The organism is Neobacillus driksii, assembly GCF_013409995.1.
Taxonomy (GTDB): domain Bacteria; phylum Bacillota; class Bacilli; order Bacillales; family Cytobacillaceae; genus Neobacillus; species Neobacillus driksii.
Genome location: NZ_JACCBX010000006.1, coordinates 163,176 through 179,562 on the forward strand (window position 1 = coordinate 163,176; position 16,387 = coordinate 179,562).

16 protein-coding genes are annotated in these 16,387 nt (G+C 40.6%); 13 read left to right on the forward strand and 3 right to left on the reverse strand.

All coding sequences use genetic code 11. From position 1 onward, the window contains the following. Nucleotides 1–34 precede the first annotated feature (34 nt). Nucleotides 35–1,384 (reverse strand): MFS transporter, encoded by a 1,350-nt coding sequence (locus tag F4694_RS15065; RefSeq protein ID WP_179599334.1) that lies wholly within the window; start codon nt 1,382–1,384, stop codon nt 35–37. A gap of 548 nt (nt 1,385–1,932) precedes the next feature. On the opposite strand from F4694_RS15065, the gene F4694_RS15070 reads away from it, so the two are divergent. From F4694_RS15070 to F4694_RS15095, 6 genes are all read left to right on the forward strand, one after another. Beyond that, a complete protein-coding gene (locus F4694_RS15070) occupies nt 1,933–3,063 on the forward strand; it encodes an FAD-dependent monooxygenase (RefSeq protein WP_179599336.1) in 1,131 nt (376 codons plus the stop codon). Nucleotides 3,064–3,122: 59 nt separating this feature from the next. Further along, nucleotides 3,123–4,229 carry an alpha/beta hydrolase family protein gene (locus F4694_RS15075; protein ID WP_179599338.1) on the forward strand — a complete coding sequence of 369 codons (1,107 nt, stop codon included), beginning with the start codon at nt 3,123–3,125 and terminating at the stop codon, nt 4,227–4,229. A 35-nt stretch (nt 4,230–4,264) separates the two neighbouring features. Next, nucleotides 4,265–5,209 (forward strand): VOC family protein, encoded by a 945-nt coding sequence (locus F4694_RS15080; protein ID WP_179599340.1) that lies wholly within the window; start codon nt 4,265–4,267, stop codon nt 5,207–5,209. 91 nt (nt 5,210–5,300) lie between these two features. Then, nucleotides 5,301–6,206: a fumarylacetoacetate hydrolase family protein gene (locus F4694_RS15085; protein WP_179599342.1), complete on the forward strand. Its 906-nt coding sequence runs from the start codon at nt 5,301–5,303 to the stop codon at nt 6,204–6,206. 291 nt (nt 6,207–6,497) lie between these two features. Next, nucleotides 6,498–7,268, forward strand: a complete 771-nt coding sequence (locus F4694_RS15090; RefSeq protein ID WP_179599344.1) for an SDR family NAD(P)-dependent oxidoreductase — start codon at nt 6,498–6,500, stop codon at nt 7,266–7,268. A gap of 50 nt (nt 7,269–7,318) precedes the next feature. Further along, nucleotides 7,319–8,074 (forward strand): cyclase family protein, encoded by a 756-nt coding sequence (locus tag F4694_RS15095; RefSeq protein WP_179599346.1) that lies wholly within the window; start codon nt 7,319–7,321, stop codon nt 8,072–8,074. 261 nt (nt 8,075–8,335) lie between these two features. On the opposite strand, the gene F4694_RS15100 is transcribed toward F4694_RS15095, so the two are convergent. Then, complete coding sequence (locus F4694_RS15100; protein WP_179599348.1) at nt 8,336–9,274, reverse strand: amidohydrolase family protein; 939 nt, start codon at nt 9,272–9,274, stop codon at nt 8,336–8,338. Between the two features lie 23 nt (nt 9,275–9,297). Further along, complete coding sequence (locus tag F4694_RS15105) at nt 9,298–10,074, reverse strand: IclR family transcriptional regulator (RefSeq protein ID WP_179599350.1); 777 nt, start codon at nt 10,072–10,074, stop codon at nt 9,298–9,300. A 237-nt stretch (nt 10,075–10,311) separates the two neighbouring features. Here F4694_RS15105 and F4694_RS15110 point away from each other — a divergent pair, with 237 nt between their 5' ends. From F4694_RS15110 to F4694_RS15140, 7 genes are all read left to right on the forward strand, one after another. Then, nucleotides 10,312–11,775, forward strand: coding sequence for an aldehyde dehydrogenase (locus F4694_RS15110; RefSeq protein WP_179599352.1), 1,464 nt, complete (start codon nt 10,312–10,314; stop codon nt 11,773–11,775). 16 nt (nt 11,776–11,791) lie between these two features. Next, on the forward strand, nt 11,792–12,568 hold the full coding sequence (locus tag F4694_RS15115) for a 2-keto-4-pentenoate hydratase (RefSeq protein ID WP_179599361.1): 777 nt from the start codon (nt 11,792–11,794) through the stop codon (nt 12,566–12,568). Nucleotides 12,569–12,586: 18 nt separating this feature from the next. Further along, nucleotides 12,587–13,369: a 2-keto-4-pentenoate hydratase gene (locus F4694_RS15120; protein ID WP_179599363.1), complete on the forward strand. Its 783-nt coding sequence runs from the start codon at nt 12,587–12,589 to the stop codon at nt 13,367–13,369. Nucleotides 13,370–13,394: 25 nt separating this feature from the next. Beyond that, complete coding sequence (locus F4694_RS15125) at nt 13,395–13,577, forward strand: 4-oxalocrotonate tautomerase (protein WP_179599365.1); 183 nt, start codon at nt 13,395–13,397, stop codon at nt 13,575–13,577. 248 nt (nt 13,578–13,825) lie between these two features. Next, a complete protein-coding gene (locus F4694_RS15130; protein WP_179599368.1) occupies nt 13,826–14,674 on the forward strand; it encodes a DODA-type extradiol aromatic ring-opening family dioxygenase in 849 nt (282 codons plus the stop codon). Nucleotides 14,675–14,695: 21 nt separating this feature from the next. Beyond that, nucleotides 14,696–15,901 (forward strand): 4-hydroxybenzoate 3-monooxygenase, encoded by a 1,206-nt coding sequence (gene pobA / locus F4694_RS15135; RefSeq protein ID WP_179599370.1) that lies wholly within the window; start codon nt 14,696–14,698, stop codon nt 15,899–15,901. Nucleotides 15,902–16,133: 232 nt separating this feature from the next. Continuing rightward, complete coding sequence (locus tag F4694_RS15140) at nt 16,134–16,286, forward strand: hypothetical protein (protein WP_179599372.1); 153 nt, start codon at nt 16,134–16,136, stop codon at nt 16,284–16,286. Nucleotides 16,287–16,387: the final 101 nt, after the last annotated feature.

Here is a 16,387-nt window from a genome sequence, read left to right on the forward strand (position 1 = left end):
GTCTCCCATTTACAAGGGAGACTCTTTTAATGTATTAACTTACATGTGCTTTAATAGATTCATCTTTGGCAACGTTATCATTTTGATAGGCATTTTTTAATGGAACCATAAAGAGGGCAGCTGCTGCAATCAAGCCTGGGATCGCAAAGGCGATAAAGTTTAAGTGAATGGGTAAAGAAACTGACAATAGAAATCCTCCTAAAAGGGGACCCAGCATTCCGCCGGTCCTGCCTACTCCTGAAGCCATCCCTAATGCTGTAGATCTAATAGATGGCGGATAGTACTGAGAAACGTAAGCCTGAACAATATTTTGTGCACCAATGGTTGCACCTCCGGCGACGGCTACTAACAGATAGATTACTAATGTATTTCCTCCAAATCCTAGGAGTGTCAGAGCCACAGCACCTGAGGCATACATGGGAACGAGCATTTTTTTTGAACCGTATTTATCACAAAGTTTTCCGATTATGAGTGTTCCGATAATTGCTCCGCCTTGGAGTGCAATAAGAAAGCCTAAGCTTGAATTTAAACCATAGCCTGCTTCCATCATCAATTTTGGAAGCCAAGTATTCAAACCATAAACCATTAATAAACAACTGAAAAACGCTGTCCAAAACAACACCGTACTGAAGGCACGCTTCTCCTTAAATAATCCTAATATTGGAACCTTTGTTTCTTGTGTTTTTAAGTCAATAACCTCATCATTTAAACTAAAATGCGATTCGGGGCTTACCTTAGCAAGCGTTGCAATCAATTTTTCCTTTTTACCTGTACGGATAAGATAGCTGGCTGTTTCGGGCAGCTGTTTATACATGATAGGCAAAAATACTAGAGGGAGTCCCGCAAACCAGAAGATTGATTCCCATCCGAATGTAGGCATTAAGAAGATTCCTATTAAGGGAGCAAGAATTCCCCCAACAGAATACCCACATAATACGATACTTACAATCATACTTCTCATCGTTTTAGGAGCATAATCCGTTAATAAAGCGATAACATTTGGCATGATTCCTCCCAAACCTAAGCCAGCTATGAAACGAAAGGTTGAGAAAGTAGTAGGGGTTTTGGCAAAGCCGCATAGGAAGGTAAATAAACTAAACAGTACTAATGTTATAGCAATTACATTCTTTCTGCCAATTCGGTCAGCTAGAGTACCGAAAAAGATTGCTCCAAACATCATCCCAAATAACCCATAGGTCCCAATGGCTCCTGCTTCCACCGATGAAAGATTCCATTCCTTTATCAAGCTTGGTAAAACCGTTCCATAGACCACCAGATCATAGCCATCAAACAAGATAATGATAAAACTCCAGAATAGTAACCCTAAATGAAAGCGGTTAAATTTGCTGTTAGCAATAACTTCAGTAGAATTAATCGGTGTCATATTTTTTCCCCTTTTTAAAAAAATGAAATGATAACGCTTACGAAAGTAAAAGTGAATTCGTATTTGTTGTCGGTTAACACTATTTTCACTTTACTTATAGTTAATATAGTTCTCTAATTAGAGATTATAAACATTCGTAGTTTTATTTTCAATAAATAATTTAAACTTTTCGGAATATTAATACTAAATTAGTTCCATTGAACCATCAAAAATTCAAAAAAAGCGGGGATTATCCGGCTTCTTTTTTGGATGGGCGTAAGTACAATCTTCGGGCATTAATAAAAATTAACGATCCCTGTGTTGGTTTGTTGTACTGATTTCGGACAATTCAAACACATGTGTAGTGTTTTCGGACAAAAAATCACGACAAATTGACTGTTCATTTTTTGAAATATTACAAATGACAGCGTTTTCTGTTTTGGCACGCTTCTTGCAATGTTAGTTGGTATAGGATTCACACACCTTTTTACTATCTACACAGTGTGAAGATTAATTTTTTTGACGCAGTTATATTTGAATCCTAAAGACATATAAAAGGAGGGGTTTTCATGTCGAAAGTAAAAAAGGTTCTTATTGTTGGAGGCGGCATTGGCGGGCTTGCGACGGCGATCGCGTTGCAAAAAGTTGGTATTGAAACAGAGATTGTTGAGAAGCAAAGGGAATGGAATGTTTATGGTGTTGGTATCATCCTTCAATCTAATGCACTAAGGGCAATTGATGCACTTGGGATTACAGAAGATTTATTAGCGGTGGGAACAACACACTCTGCCTTACATATCCGGGACTCTCAGGGAAATATGATATTTGATGCACCTATTCATCCATCCGGGCAGTTCAATATGACAGGAGGTATACCGCGTAGAGACTTTCACGAAATATTGCTTCAAGCTGCCCTTAAAAATGGAACAAAGATACGAATGGGCATTACTGTTGAGATGATTGAAAATGCAGACAGCTTTGTTTATACAAAGTTTACCGATGGTACCTCAGGCACATATGACCTTGTGATTGGGGCTGATGGTGTTAGATCGAAGGTTCGTAATATGGTGTTTGGTGATATTGAACCAACATTTGTCGGACAAGCTGTTTGGCGTTATACCCTAAAGCGTCCGGCTGACCTCGAGAACATTACGATGTTTTATGGGCAGAAAGCAAAAGCTGGTATTGTTCCTATGACAAAGGATAGTTGCTATGTTTTTGTTGTTACCGCGGAACCAGGAAACCCATGGAAGCAAGAGGAAAAGCTGCATGTTCTTATGCGTGAGGCCTTCCAGGAATTTGGCGGCTTAATCGCAGAATTAAGCGAACAAATTACAGATCCGAAGGAAGTGGTGTATCGTCCGCTTGAAACCCTTATTGTCGAGAAACCTTGGTATCGGGACCGGGTTTTATTAATCGGTGACTCAGCCCATGCAACCGTTCCCCATTTAGCACAAGGCGCTGCCATGGCAATTGAGGATGCCCTCGTTTTATCGGAATTGCTGCAAAAAGACGAACCAGTAGTAGATGTTTTAAATGAATTCATGGAAAGACGTTATGAACGCTGTAAATTTGTTGTTGATAATTCCAACACGTTGGTTAATTGGGAACTTTTGCAATTAGAAGGCAGACTGCCAAAAGAGAACAACCCGAACGCCATTGTGGCACAAAGTCTAATTAGAATGACAGAGGTCATCTAGAAGACTTCAGAACAACGTAAGGACTCAAAAAATTATAAAGAGTATGGAGTGTAGTAATTATGTGGCATTATTTTCCTGAACATTATATGTGGTCTTATCAAATTGTAAGGATGTTTAGCCAAGCCCATTTTGGAGGCGGCGAAGTGAACGAAATTCTAGAAGCAGCCGGAAATATTACGCTGGGTGATACGGATAGTTTCCATTATGCATGGATGGGAGCTGGCAATCGGACACTTGCTGTGGCAAATGAAGCCCAGGACAAAGAACAGATTGAAACAGCCCGAGCGGCCTATTTGCGGGCTTCCAACTATATCAGAACCGCTGAGTTTTTCCTTCAGCCGGATGATCCTAGAAAAATACCAACCTATTTAAAAGGTGTGGAATCCTTTAGAAAAGGAGCGGAGATGCTTGAAAACCCGCCAAAGGCAGTACAAGTTCCCTATGAAAACTCTTTTCTGCCAGGATACTTTTTCGCTGTACCAGGCAAAAAAGAATCACCATTAGTGATTATGTTTGGCGGACTTGATTCGACTGCAGAGGAACTTTATTTTGGTCCTGCACAGCTGTTAAATGAACGGGGAATTGCTCTCCTTGCAATTGATGGTCCAGGTCAAGGAGGAGCATTAAGGTTAAACCATATTTCATCTCGCTACGATTACAATGTCGCAGGTACTGCTGCATATGAATGGGCTACAGAAAACCTTGATATCGATCCAAATCGAGTTGGAATCATGGCTGTTTCAATGGGTGGATATATGGCAGCAAGATCAGCAGCCTTTGAACCACGATTCAAGGCATGTGCCGTTTGGGGTGCTGTTTATGATTATCAATCAGTATGGGCAAGGCGCCCGGATAACCATCCGTTAGCAAAGATTCTTCAGCATGTTGTCGGTACCGAATCAATGGAAGAGGCACGGAAAAAGTTAGACCTCTTTAACCTTAGAGGGGTAGCAGAAAAAATTAGTATGCCAACCTACATTGTTCATGGTGAAGATGATCGTCAGGTCTCTGTCGAGAATGCTTACAATCTATACAATGATTTAACCTGCCCAAGATGGTTGAAGGTTGTCGCTAAAAGCAATCCGGGTTCCGCTCATTGCCAGGTGGATAACGTTACCGAGACTTACGAGATGTACGATTGGCTCAAACTTCAATTGAACGCTTAAAAAAATAATTTTCATTTATTAGGAGGAAAAAAATCATGCCAAAAAGAAATCACTTTATCTCTCAATTAGCCCACGTGGAACTTTTAAGTCCAAAACCAGAAGAGTCTGTAAAATTTTTCAAGGATATATTGGGAATGGAGGAATCCGGTAGAATTGGTCAATCTGTTTACATGCGTGCATGGGGGGAGTTTTTTCATCACAGTTTAAAGATAACAGAAGCAAAAACGAATGGGGTTGGACATATTAGCTGGCGTGCGGAAAGTGATGAAGATTTACTGGATGCCGTTCAATACATCGAGAACATGGGTTGCGGTAAAGGCTGGATTGATGGAGACCTCGGACATGGAAGAGCCTATCAATATTACTCTCCAGATGGACATTTAGAAGAAATTTTTTGGGATGTAGAGCTAGCTGAAATCCCAGATCATCTGAAAAGTAAATGGAGATCGCGTCCGCAAAAAAATCCAAGCCGCGGCGCCTCTGTAAGACGATTAGACCATGTGACACTATGGACGAGTGATGTAACACGTCACACAAATTTCTATAAAGAGTTAGGTTTTAAACACAATGAAGGAATTGTTATTCCTAATGGTACAGAGGTTGGTTCTTTACTAGCTGTTTCAAGCTTATCACATGAAATTGCCTTATTTGCTGATTTTAGGAAGGAACATGGACAGCTGAACCATTTATGTTTTGCAGTGGAAAATCGAGATCAAGTGCTTGAGACTGCTGATTACGTTGTTGATAACGGTTACAGGTTAGAGATGAAACCATTTAAACATGCTGTAGGTGAGGCGTTTACGACATATGCGATTGAACCAGGCGGCAATCGGATTGAAATCTATGGCGGTTCTCCACTGTACTTTGCCCCAGATTACGGTCCTAAGATGTGGAAGGTGGAGGAAAATCCGAACGATGCGTGGGATGAAGTCAATATTTTTGAATCTGCACAGTTTGATAGTATCAAAGAAAAAGCTTAAATCTATCATTTTTTAGAGGTTCAATGAACGTAATAAAGGACGTCTAAGTAGATGTCCTTTATTAGTTTTAATAGATTAGGAGATGTGGAATATGAAATTTATTACTTTTCGAAATCCAAAAGGTGAACAACGTGCTGGATGGCTGCGCGGCGAGGAAGTAGTGGATATGCAGCTTGCTAGTCAAGGGAAATTACCAGCTAGTATTCGCGAATTGCTGGAACACCAAGGTGCCTATATGCCAGTTATCCAATCAATAGAAAAAAAGGTTCATCCAACCTACTCAATTGAAGAAGTAGAATTGCTTGCGCCGCTGCCAAATCCATGCACGTTCCGGGATTATGTTGCATTTGAAACACATGTAAAAAACGCAGCCGCAACACATGGAAACACGGTTGCCCCAGAATGGTATGAAGTACCAATCTTTTATTTTTCAAACCCGAATGTCATGAGGGGACCCGGTGAAGATGTGGCAAGACCTAAGAAGTGTGTGAAATTGGATTATGAATTAGAAATGGCTTGTATCATCGGAAAAGAAGGGAAAAACATTAAAGCAAGTGAAGCTGAGGAGTATATTTTCGGATATACGATTTTGAATGATTGGTCTGCCCGAGACTTGCAGGCTCAGGAAATGAAGGTTTTACTCGGTCCAGCAAAGGGAAAAGATTTTGCTACTTCTATAGGTCCATGGATTGTTACAAAAGATGAATTGGAGCCATATAAAATTGATGATGTCTTTGACCTGGAAATGACGGCTAAGGTAAACGGAGAAAAGTGGTCACATGGGAATTTTAAAAACATTTACTATTCATTCGGTCAAATGATCGAGCGGGCTTCCGAGGACGTCACCTTGTATCCCGGCGACATCATCGGCTCAGGAACCGTCGGGTTTGGCTGCGTTTTAGAATTGGGAACTGACAAGTACCGCTGGCTTGAGCCTGGTGATGAAGTAGAATTGGAAATTACGGGACTTGGCGTATTAAAAAGCAGGATTGTTTAATTGTAGGAGATGGTAGGTGGGGAAGAATAGGGGAATTTGATAGAATTGGTCCTCATGGAAGGCTTATGAGGTCCAATATATTGGAGATTTGATAAAAATGGTCCTCATGGAAGGCTCATGAGACCCAACATCACGGGAGTTTCGTAGAAATGGTCCTCATGAGGGGTTCATGAAGCCCAATCTGTTCAAAATTTGACAGGTAAAGGCCCCATGAAAAAAACGTACTACATCAATCGGCATAAATGCTTAATTGGTAAGGTCTCATTTTATCTTGTATGAGGGGGAGACTCAATGCCCAAAAGATTTGAAGGTAAGGTTTGCTTAGTCAGTGGTGCGGGTTCAGGAATCGGACAGGAAACAGCAATTTCTTTTGCAATGGAAGGAGCAAAAGTTATCGTAGCTGACATTAATGATGAAGGTGGGCAGCAAACCTTAGCTTCTATTGAATCAATTGGTGGAGATGCGTTTTTTATTAAAAGTGATGTTTCAAAAAGTGCTGATGGGGATGCGATGGTTCAAGCAGCTGTGGAGCATTTTGGACGGCTGGATCATGCGGTAAATTGTGCAGGGATAACGGGTGGTGTAAGTATTCCAACACATGAGTATCCGGAGGATCGCTGGCATCAAGTGTTAGCGGTGAATCTCACCGGCATGTGGTATTCCGTAAAAGCCCAATTAAACCAAATGCTGAAACAAGGTGGAGGAACAATTGTTAATGTTTCCTCTGCTGCCGGCTTAAAAGGACATCCCAATAATGTTCCTTATTCAGCCACGAAGCATGGCGTGATTGGGTTAACGAAAACAGCCGCACTTGAATATGCAACGAAACATATTCGCGTGAATGCTGTTTGTCCAACCGCAATTGACACACCGATGATTATGGATGGCCGTTTGAATTTAAGAAGTAACCAGGAATTAAGAGAAAAGTTTACAAATGAGCAGGCGATGATGAGGATGGGTCAGCCTAAAGAGGTAGCCGATGTCATTTTGTGGTTGAGTTCGAATGAATCGTCTTTTATTACCGGCCATGCCATGCCGGTTGATGGCGGTGCATTTGCATAGTAGAACAAAATCCTCATTAATAAATAGCTAACAAAAACGGAGGGCGACGTATGTCTAAAATAATAGATTTAAGTGTTTCAATCGAAGAAGAGTTAAAAGATCCACTTCCATTTTCAATCCGATATGAAACGCATGAAGAGGGTGCTGAATTTGGAGCAAAGCTGGTTGGTGTCACACCGAATGATTTTCCAGAGCGAAAGGGACTTGCCGGGGAGTTTCTGTCTCTAACAAGCCATGCCGGCACCCATGTCGATGCACCATGGCATTATTGGCCAACAGCAGAAGGGAAACCTGCAAGGACCATCGATGAGCTCCCACTTGAATGGTTTTTCAATGATGGGGTTGTACTTGACTTTACCGACAAGCCTGCTGGTTATGCAGTAACCATTTCGGACCTTCAGGAAAAATTACAAAAAATAGAATATCAATTAAAGCCGTTTGATATTGTGATGATTCGCTGTGATGCGTATAAAAATAGATACGAACCCAATTATAGTGAAATACATGTAGGGGTATCGGCTGAGGCCACTCTTTGGCTAATTGATCAAGGCATAAAAGTGATGGGGACAGACGGCTGGGGCTGGGATACTCCACTGTCCATTCAAGCAGCGGATTATAAGGAAAATCCACGCCCAGGTGTACTTTGGGCAGCTCATTATGCTGGTAAAGAGAAAGAATATTGCCAAATTGAAAAACTAGCAAACTTGGATCAATTACCACCATATGGATTTAAGGTTTCGGTTTTCCCAGTGAAAATTAAGGGTGCAAGCGGAGGCTGGACCCGTGCAGTAGCTATATTAGATTAAAGCGACTCTATAAATGATTTGAATATATATAGTATTGATATCACTGTAAACGAAATTGTATATTTCTCTAATAAATCATACTGCCCTATACTTTTTATAATTTTCTTCTTATTATCGTTCCTACTTAAGGAAACTGCACCAGTAAAAGTTTCGCCTAAGATTTCAGAAGATTCTGCTATCAACACCACTATCTAAACTAGAAGTCTATGAACGACTAAAGGCACCAGAATTTATCTATTCCAGTGCCTTTAGTCATTCATTTTATCTATCTAATAAAGAATTTACGCCGTTTAGGAATTTTCCTTCAGGCGGCCATACAGAAAGGTCGAATGGATAATCAGATCCTGGAACAACTCTGTCTGCACCAACTGCTTTTACCAGGAATTCGAGACTTTCTTTATTCCACAATACAGTATCATACCAAAAGCGTTTCAAGTATTCAGACGGGTGTGCAGTAAGGTTGGAGGATACAAGTTTCCACTGCTCATACCCTTTGTCCAGCCGGCCAATCTGATAAGGTAAGAAACCTCCGCCATGGGCAAAAAGGATTCTTACGTTTGGGTATCTGTCAATTTGTCCGCTTAATAAAAGATCCGTCGCACAAACAGTCGTTTCCCAGGGCACCCCAATTAAATTGGGCATCATTCTTCTATTTAATCGAGGGTCTTCACACAACAATGGATGGATAAAGACGATTGCTTTTTGGCGATTTGCTTCTTCAAAAAATGGTGTGAAATAATCATCTGATAACATCTGACCAGGAAGGCCAGGACCGATAATGACTCCTTTTAATCCGAGATTCATGGCATTTTGTAAGACTTGGGCTGCTTTGTCTGGGTTCGTAAGGGGTACGGTGCCTAATGCTGAGATTCTCTGGGATGCTGATTTAGACCACTGTGCCAATGAATGATTGTAAACGTTTGAAATATCGGTTGCAATTTCATCAGGAAAATCATAAAGGAAAAGCTGTGGGATAGGAGAAACGACAGAATGAATTACGCCGGCGCTCTCTTGTTCGGTTAAATAGATTTCACTGTCAGTAAAGGCTTTTTTTAGTTCAAAGCCCCATTTTTCGTTTATAAATAAAAACTCATCTTTGTTTTCTTCTTTTCGAATCCATTTGGCATTTACTTTTTTCTTGTTATCCTTTAGCCAGGTAATAACATCAGATGGGATAAAATGAGTATGAAAGTCATGCATATGATAAGCTCCTTTTTATAAAATTAGCCTCTGTATCCCATTCGATCAGAGACTTCCTTTGCCGCGGCTATTATTTTCTTGGCAAAACCTTGAACCTTATGAGATTGAATTCTTTGTTTCGGCCCGACAACTGACAAGGCTGCAATCACTTTACCTCTATAATCGTAAACGGGTGCAGCAATGGAATTCACTCCTTCATTTAGCTCTTCAAAACTAGTAGAATAACCATTTTTCTTAATTTCTTTTAAATTAGCAAGGAGTTTAATGGGGTCTGTAATCGTATTTTTTGTGTATTTTTCTAAGCCTTGTTCGAGGACTGCGTTAACCAGTTCCTCATCTGCATAGGCAAGCAGCACTTTACCAGAGCTTGTACAGTGTGGAGGATTTCTTCGGCCAACATGGGTTAAGAATCTTACGGGATGATTACATTCTACTTTTTGTAAATAAATAACTTCTAGTTTATCTATAACAGAAATATGAGCGGTTTCACCAAGGTTTTCAACAAGCCGGTTTAAAACTGGGTAAGATTCTCGGTAAACATCTGTATTACTATTAACGATACTGCTTAACGATAGAAGTGAGAGGCCAAGACTATATTTTTTCGTTTCAGGGTCTTTGTGAACAAAGCCTTCACTAGCCAGTGTTGCCATCGTTCGGCTAACCGTGCTTTTATTAAGTCCAAGTGAGGTCGAAATATCACTAACTTTTTTTTCAGGCTCATCCATCGTAAAGCTTTTTAATATTCTTAGCGCATTCTTAACAGAGGAAAGATATTGATCCTCTTGATTTTTAAGTTCCAAGTGACTCACATCCTTGTTTCAAAATAGAAAACAATGTTGTTCTATAGTACGCAATATAGCAGAAAGTTTTTTAAAAGAAAAGGGAAAATTAAAATAATTTGAACTATTAAAATTTATTTTAAAATTCTTCATACTTGTTGCATATAGAGCAACACGAGCGTTGTATGTGAAACTGGGAAGCGTTACCATCAAATTGTGAATATTAATAAAATTTTTCCAATTAGGAGGAATCAGGACATGCAAGTAGAAACAAAAGTAAAAGCGATTAATTGCTTACACTTCATTAATGGGCAGTTCGTTGAATCTCAAAATAAAAAATCATTCGAAAATATTAACCCAGCCACAGAAGAAGTGTTAGGAACGGTTGCTGAAGGTGGAAAAGAAGAAGTAGATTATGCAGTAGCAGCTGCACGCAGAGCATTAACCGGAAAGTGGAAAAATATCACAACTGGAGAACGTTCAAAAATTCTTCGTCGAATCGGTGATTTAATTTTGGAAAGACAAGAAGAATTAGCCCGTTTAGAATCATTGGATACCGGCAAACCATTTTGGCTGGCAAATAGCGTCGATATCCCGCGTGCCGCGTACAACTTCCACTTTTTTGCCGATTATATGATTTCTGTTAACACGGATGCCAATCAACAGGATGACCAGGCGATTCATTATTCGTACCGCCGTCCTGTTGGGGTTGTTGGCATTATTAAACCTTGGAACCTGCCATTACTATTACTTACTTGGAAATTAGCACCTTGTCTTGCGATGGGGAACACAGCTGTGATTAAGCCAGCTGAATGGACGCCAATGACAGCAACAGTGTTAATGGAGATTTGTAAGGAAGCTGGAGTACCAGATGGTGTTGTCAATCTTGTACATGGGTTTGGTCCAAATTCTGCAGGCGGAGCGATTTCAGAACATCCAGATATCGATGCAATTTCATTTATTGGTGAACCAGGAACAGGTTCTGCGATTATGAAAGCAGCATCCAGTTCATTGAAAAAACTATCGTTTGAATTAGGCGGTAAAAATCCAAATATTATTTTTGCCGACTCAGACCTTGATGAAGTCGTTGAAACGACGATTAAATCCAGTTTTATTAACCAAGGTGAAGTTTGCTTATGCGGTTCACGTATTTATGTGGAACGCCCAGCCTATGAAGAATTTTTAAAGAAATTTGTTGAAAAAGTAAAAACACTAAAAGTTGGTCAACCGGAAAATGAAGATACAAAGGTTGGCGCATTAATCAGTAAGGAACATTATGATCGTGTAAATAGCTATATTGAGATTGCTCGAAATGATGGTGCGAACATTCTTACAGGCGGTAAACGTCCAGAAGGATTCGAGAAAGGTTATTATTTAGAGCCAACGATTATTACTGGTTTGGACCGCAATTCCCGTTGTGTTCGTGAAGAAATATTTGGACCTGTCGTGACGGTAATGCCATTTGATATGGAAGAAGAAGTGATCGTGCAAGCAAACGATAGCCATTATGGATTAAGTGCGACCATCTGGACCAATGATTTAAGACGTGCCCACCGTGTTGCTCATCAAATTGAAGCAGGAATTATCTGGGTCAATACTTGGTTCTTACGCGATCTTCGTACCCCATTCGGCGGAATGAAAAATAGCGGTATCGGAAGAACTGGCGGCATGCATAGCATTGATTTCTACTCAGAATTATCAAATATAACGATTAAACTGTAGAAAGGGTGTAAGACATTTGACAAGTAAAATAGAAGAGTTTGCAAGAAACCTGGCGGAAGCAGAGTCCACTCGAGTTGGAATTGTACCGCTTACTTCCATTGATTCTGAGCTGACCCTAAAGGAAGCCTATTATGTTCAGCTAGAAAATATAAAGAAAAAGGTAGAACAGGGACAGAAAATCGTAGGAAAAAAAATCGGACTAACTTCCCTTGCCATGCAGAATCTATTAGGTGTGGATGAGCCGGATTATGGACACCTATTAGACAGCATGGTGGTTGAAAACGGAGGTCTTATTTCCACCGATAAAGTGTTACAGCCAAAGGTAGAAGCGGAGATTGCCTTTATTTTAAAAAAGGAATTACGTGGACCGAATCTTACTGCTCTAGATGTTCTTCAGGCAACCGAGTATATTGTTCCAGCGCTTGAAATCGTCGATAGTAGAGTAAAGGATTGGAAGATAAAGCTAGCAGATACAGTTGCAGATAATGCTTCGTCTGGGTTTTATGTTCTTGGAGGCAAGCCGGTTAAGGTTGAAGACGCTAATCTTGAACTAATCGGAATGGCTTTTTATAAAAATGGTGAGTTAGTCAATACAGGAGTTGGAGCGGCCGCATTAGGCAATCCAGCAAATTGTGTTGCTTGGCTCGCCAATAAGCTGTCAGAATTTGATATTCCATTGCGCGCTGGTGAAGTGATTCTCTCAGGAGCCTTATCGGCAGCGGTAGAAGCGCGTGCTGGAGATACATTTACGGCAAGATTCGCACACATTGGGCAGGTAAGTGTCCATTTTTAGAACGGAGGAGAATTTTTAATGAGTCAATATAAGGAAATTGCCAATTACCTCGTTTCAGCGGAGGAAGAAAGGCGTGAAGTTCCGAAGGTTACTGTGAGCCTGAAGCCGGATTTGACGGTGGAGGAAGCCTATCTTGTTCAACAAGAAATCGTAAACCGCAAATTAAGTGAAGGAAGAAGAATCGTCGGTCCTAAGATGGGTTTAACCAGCTTTGCCAAGATGAAGCAAATGGGCATTGAAGAGCCTATTTATGGATATGTGTTTGATTATATGTTGATCGAAAATGGCGGCAAAGTCCGCTTAAGTGATGTGATTCATCCGAAAGTAGAGGCAGAAGTTGCTTTTGTGATGGGGGAAGATCTTGAAGGTCCGGGAATAACAGGGGCGCAGGTTCTCGCGAAGACGGAGTATGTTCTTCCGGCATTGGAAATCATCGACAGCCGTTATGAAAACTTCCAGTTTACGTTGCCGGATGTTATTGCTGACAATGCCTCAACATCACGAGTTGTGTTTGGGACATCTTTGAAAAAACCGGAACAATTTGAACTGGACCTTGTCGGCGCGACGCTTTCGATTAATGGTGAAATAAAGGAATTGGGTGCAGGAGCTGCTGTCCTAGGACACCCCGCCCATTCTGTCGCGATGCTGGCAAATATGCTGGCAAGGAAGGGTGACAAGGTTCGTAAGGGTGACGTCATACTAACTGGCGGCATTACGGCTGCTGTTAAGTTGAACTTTGGCGATATCGTAACCGGAAAATTTGATGGTTTTGGCGAAGTATCATTTACTGTAACTGATTAGAAAATTGTAAATAGAGGGGATTTTCATGCCTATTATTCAAGTGCAAATGATGGAAGGAAGACCAAAAGAAAAAGTAGCAGAATTAATTCGCAATGTAACGAATACAGTTTCTGAAACTTTGGATGCTCCGAAAGAGAATATAAGAGTAATCGTAACAGAGATCCCTAAGACACATTGGGGAAAAGCTGGAGAGCCTGTAGAAAAATAAACAAATGACCTTAGCATGGCGGTTGATACCTCCATGCTAAGAGTGATTCTTTTTAGAAAAAGTAACTTAGATCTTTATAGTGCCCTAAGGGAAGCTTGAAAAAGAATTTGGATCATTATAGAAACCCCATAGTGACCGAAGAGAAGCGGTAAAAAGGATTTGGGTAACTATAAAGCTCCTATATTGACCGACGCTAATCTAGTAGTAAAGCTTTCTAGGAATGAAAAATTGTTTAAGGGGGTTTTATGATGACGATTGAATTTAGTATGTTGGCTCCTCACGTTCCGAGTATGTGTCATGAGGATTTAGTACCGGAATTCCAAAAGGATATGGCTGCTTCAATGAAAGAAATTGGGAAACAGCTGAAGGAAATAAATCCAGATGTAATTGTATTGGTTTCCTGTCATTGGCCTTCTACTTTCTTCCATTATGTAGACTGCACTCCTATTCATAAAGGAATCCTTACTGCATTTGAAGCACCTGATTTAATAAAGGATGTGGCTTATCATTATCCCGGTGATGAAGACTTAGCCAATAAATTAGTAAAAGCTGGTGAAGAAGCTGGATTACAGGTTCAAGGGGTGAATGATCCCTATTATCTTTGGGATTATGGCAGTGTTGTTCCTTTACGATACTTGGTACCGAATGAAGATATTCCGGTAATTAATTTATCTGTCACCTTGGCAGCCAATTTAGAAGAAACATATAAATGGGGGCAAACAATTGCCAAAGTTTTACGAGAGACGGATAAGAAGGTTGTGTTTGTTTCCAGCGGTGCATTGTCTCATAATTTAGTCCGCGGCAGACACAATACGCCGACGGTTACGGAACATGCGATGGATAAACAATTTATTGAATTTATGATGAATAAGAATTATCAAGCAGCTTATGAAATGCTGCCTGAATATGCGAGGCATGCCAGGGTAGAGTCAGGAGGACGTCACCTTGCCATGTTGTTCAGTATGATAGAGGAAGGCTGGGAGCCTGCCTATTTAGCAGATGGTCAATCATCCGGCAGCTGGAATGCTGTTATAACATTTGGAAAAAAAGTAGTTACACTCCCTGAAACGACGGAAGAAACACAATTTGCTAAATAACTTTGGATAGGAGGGGAAAATATGCATACGCAAGTAGGAATAATTGGAGCAGGTCCTGCAGGACTTTTGTTGTCACATTTATTGCATCTGCAAGGGATTGATTCTATCATTCTAGAATCTCGCTCACGGGAAGAAATAGAAGGAACAATTCGTGCAGGTGTATTAGAGCAAGGAACAGTCGATTTATTGAATGCAACAGGTGTCGGTGCCCGCATGATGAAGGAAGGGCATGCCCACCATGGAATAGAATTACAATTCAATGGCAGAAGACATCGAATCGATATGCATGAACTTACCGGTGGGAAAAAGATTACCGTTTATGCCCAGCATGAGGTCATTAAAGATTTAGTTGCAGCACGTCTTGAAGCAGGTGCAAAGATTTATTTTAATGTTAAGGATGTCAGCCTGCATCAAATCGAAACATCATCTCCTTTAATCCGGTTTCAGCTTGAAAATGGGACAGATTATGAAGAATTAAATTGCGATTTTATTGCAGGATGTGATGGGTTCCATGGACCGAGCCGTCAGGCAATCCCGGCAAACCTACGGGTTGAAAAACAAAAAATATATCCCTTTGGCTGGCTTGGGATACTAGCCAAAACACCACAGGTCAATCCTGAATTAATTTATTCTAATCATGAAAGAGGATTCGCGTTAATAAGCACAAGGTCGCCTGAAATCCAGCGGCATTATATCCAAGTAGATCCAAAGGATGATATTACGAATTGGTCAGATGATCGTATTTGGTCGGAACTTCATGCAAGGTTAGACATGGATGGCTGGAGCATCCTGGATGGACCGATTATTCAAAAAAATATTGTTTCTATGCGAAGCTTCGTGTGCGAAACAATGCACTATGGGAATCTATTCCTCGCGGGAGACGCCGCTCATATTGTTCCTCCAACAGGTGCGAAAGGTCTAAATTTAGCAGCAGCCGACGTTCAAGTATTGGCAAGGGGCTTGAGTGAATATTATCATTCCGGTGAGGAGGATACTCTTACTCGTTATTCGGAAATTTGTCTCCGCCGTATTTGGAAAGCTCAAAGATTCTCCTATTGGATGACGACCATGCTGCATCGAAACTTTGAACATAGCTCTTTTGAACATAATATCCAACTTGCTGAGTTAGATTATGTGACTTCTTCACAGGCTGCGGCAACCAGTCTAGCCGAAAATTACGTCGGGTTACCAATGGAAATTCAGACTAATTATTCAATAAGGATTTAAGTTTAATGAAGTTCTGTTCTGAAAGCGAATACATCCATTACTAAAATGAAGTTCCAATCTGTTAATTGATGAAAAACTGGCACCTTCCGCGTAGGAAGGTGCCTTTTACATGTTCATTGCACAATGTCCTTTAATTTTGCATGCAATCTCGCCTTAATAGAATCACAGCTGATGAATATAAAGATAAACTTTGAAATGATTGGTTACATTAATATTCTGGAGGTGATTGTAAATGGCAGATAACAAAAAGAAAAGTCGTTCATCAGAGGCTGAAATACTTGCTAATCAAGCGGAGGCGTCTCGACACCAAGCTGGGTCTTCAGGCAAATATGGAACGGAATTCGCTAGTGTAGATAACAAAGTAACAAGGAAAATTGAACCATAGAAAAAAGGCACCCGCTCATTGGGTGCTTTGACAAGTCTGCGGCGAATAAAAAAAATTAGTGTTAAGTTCGCCTGCCAATTACTTGACTTATACTTAAAAGA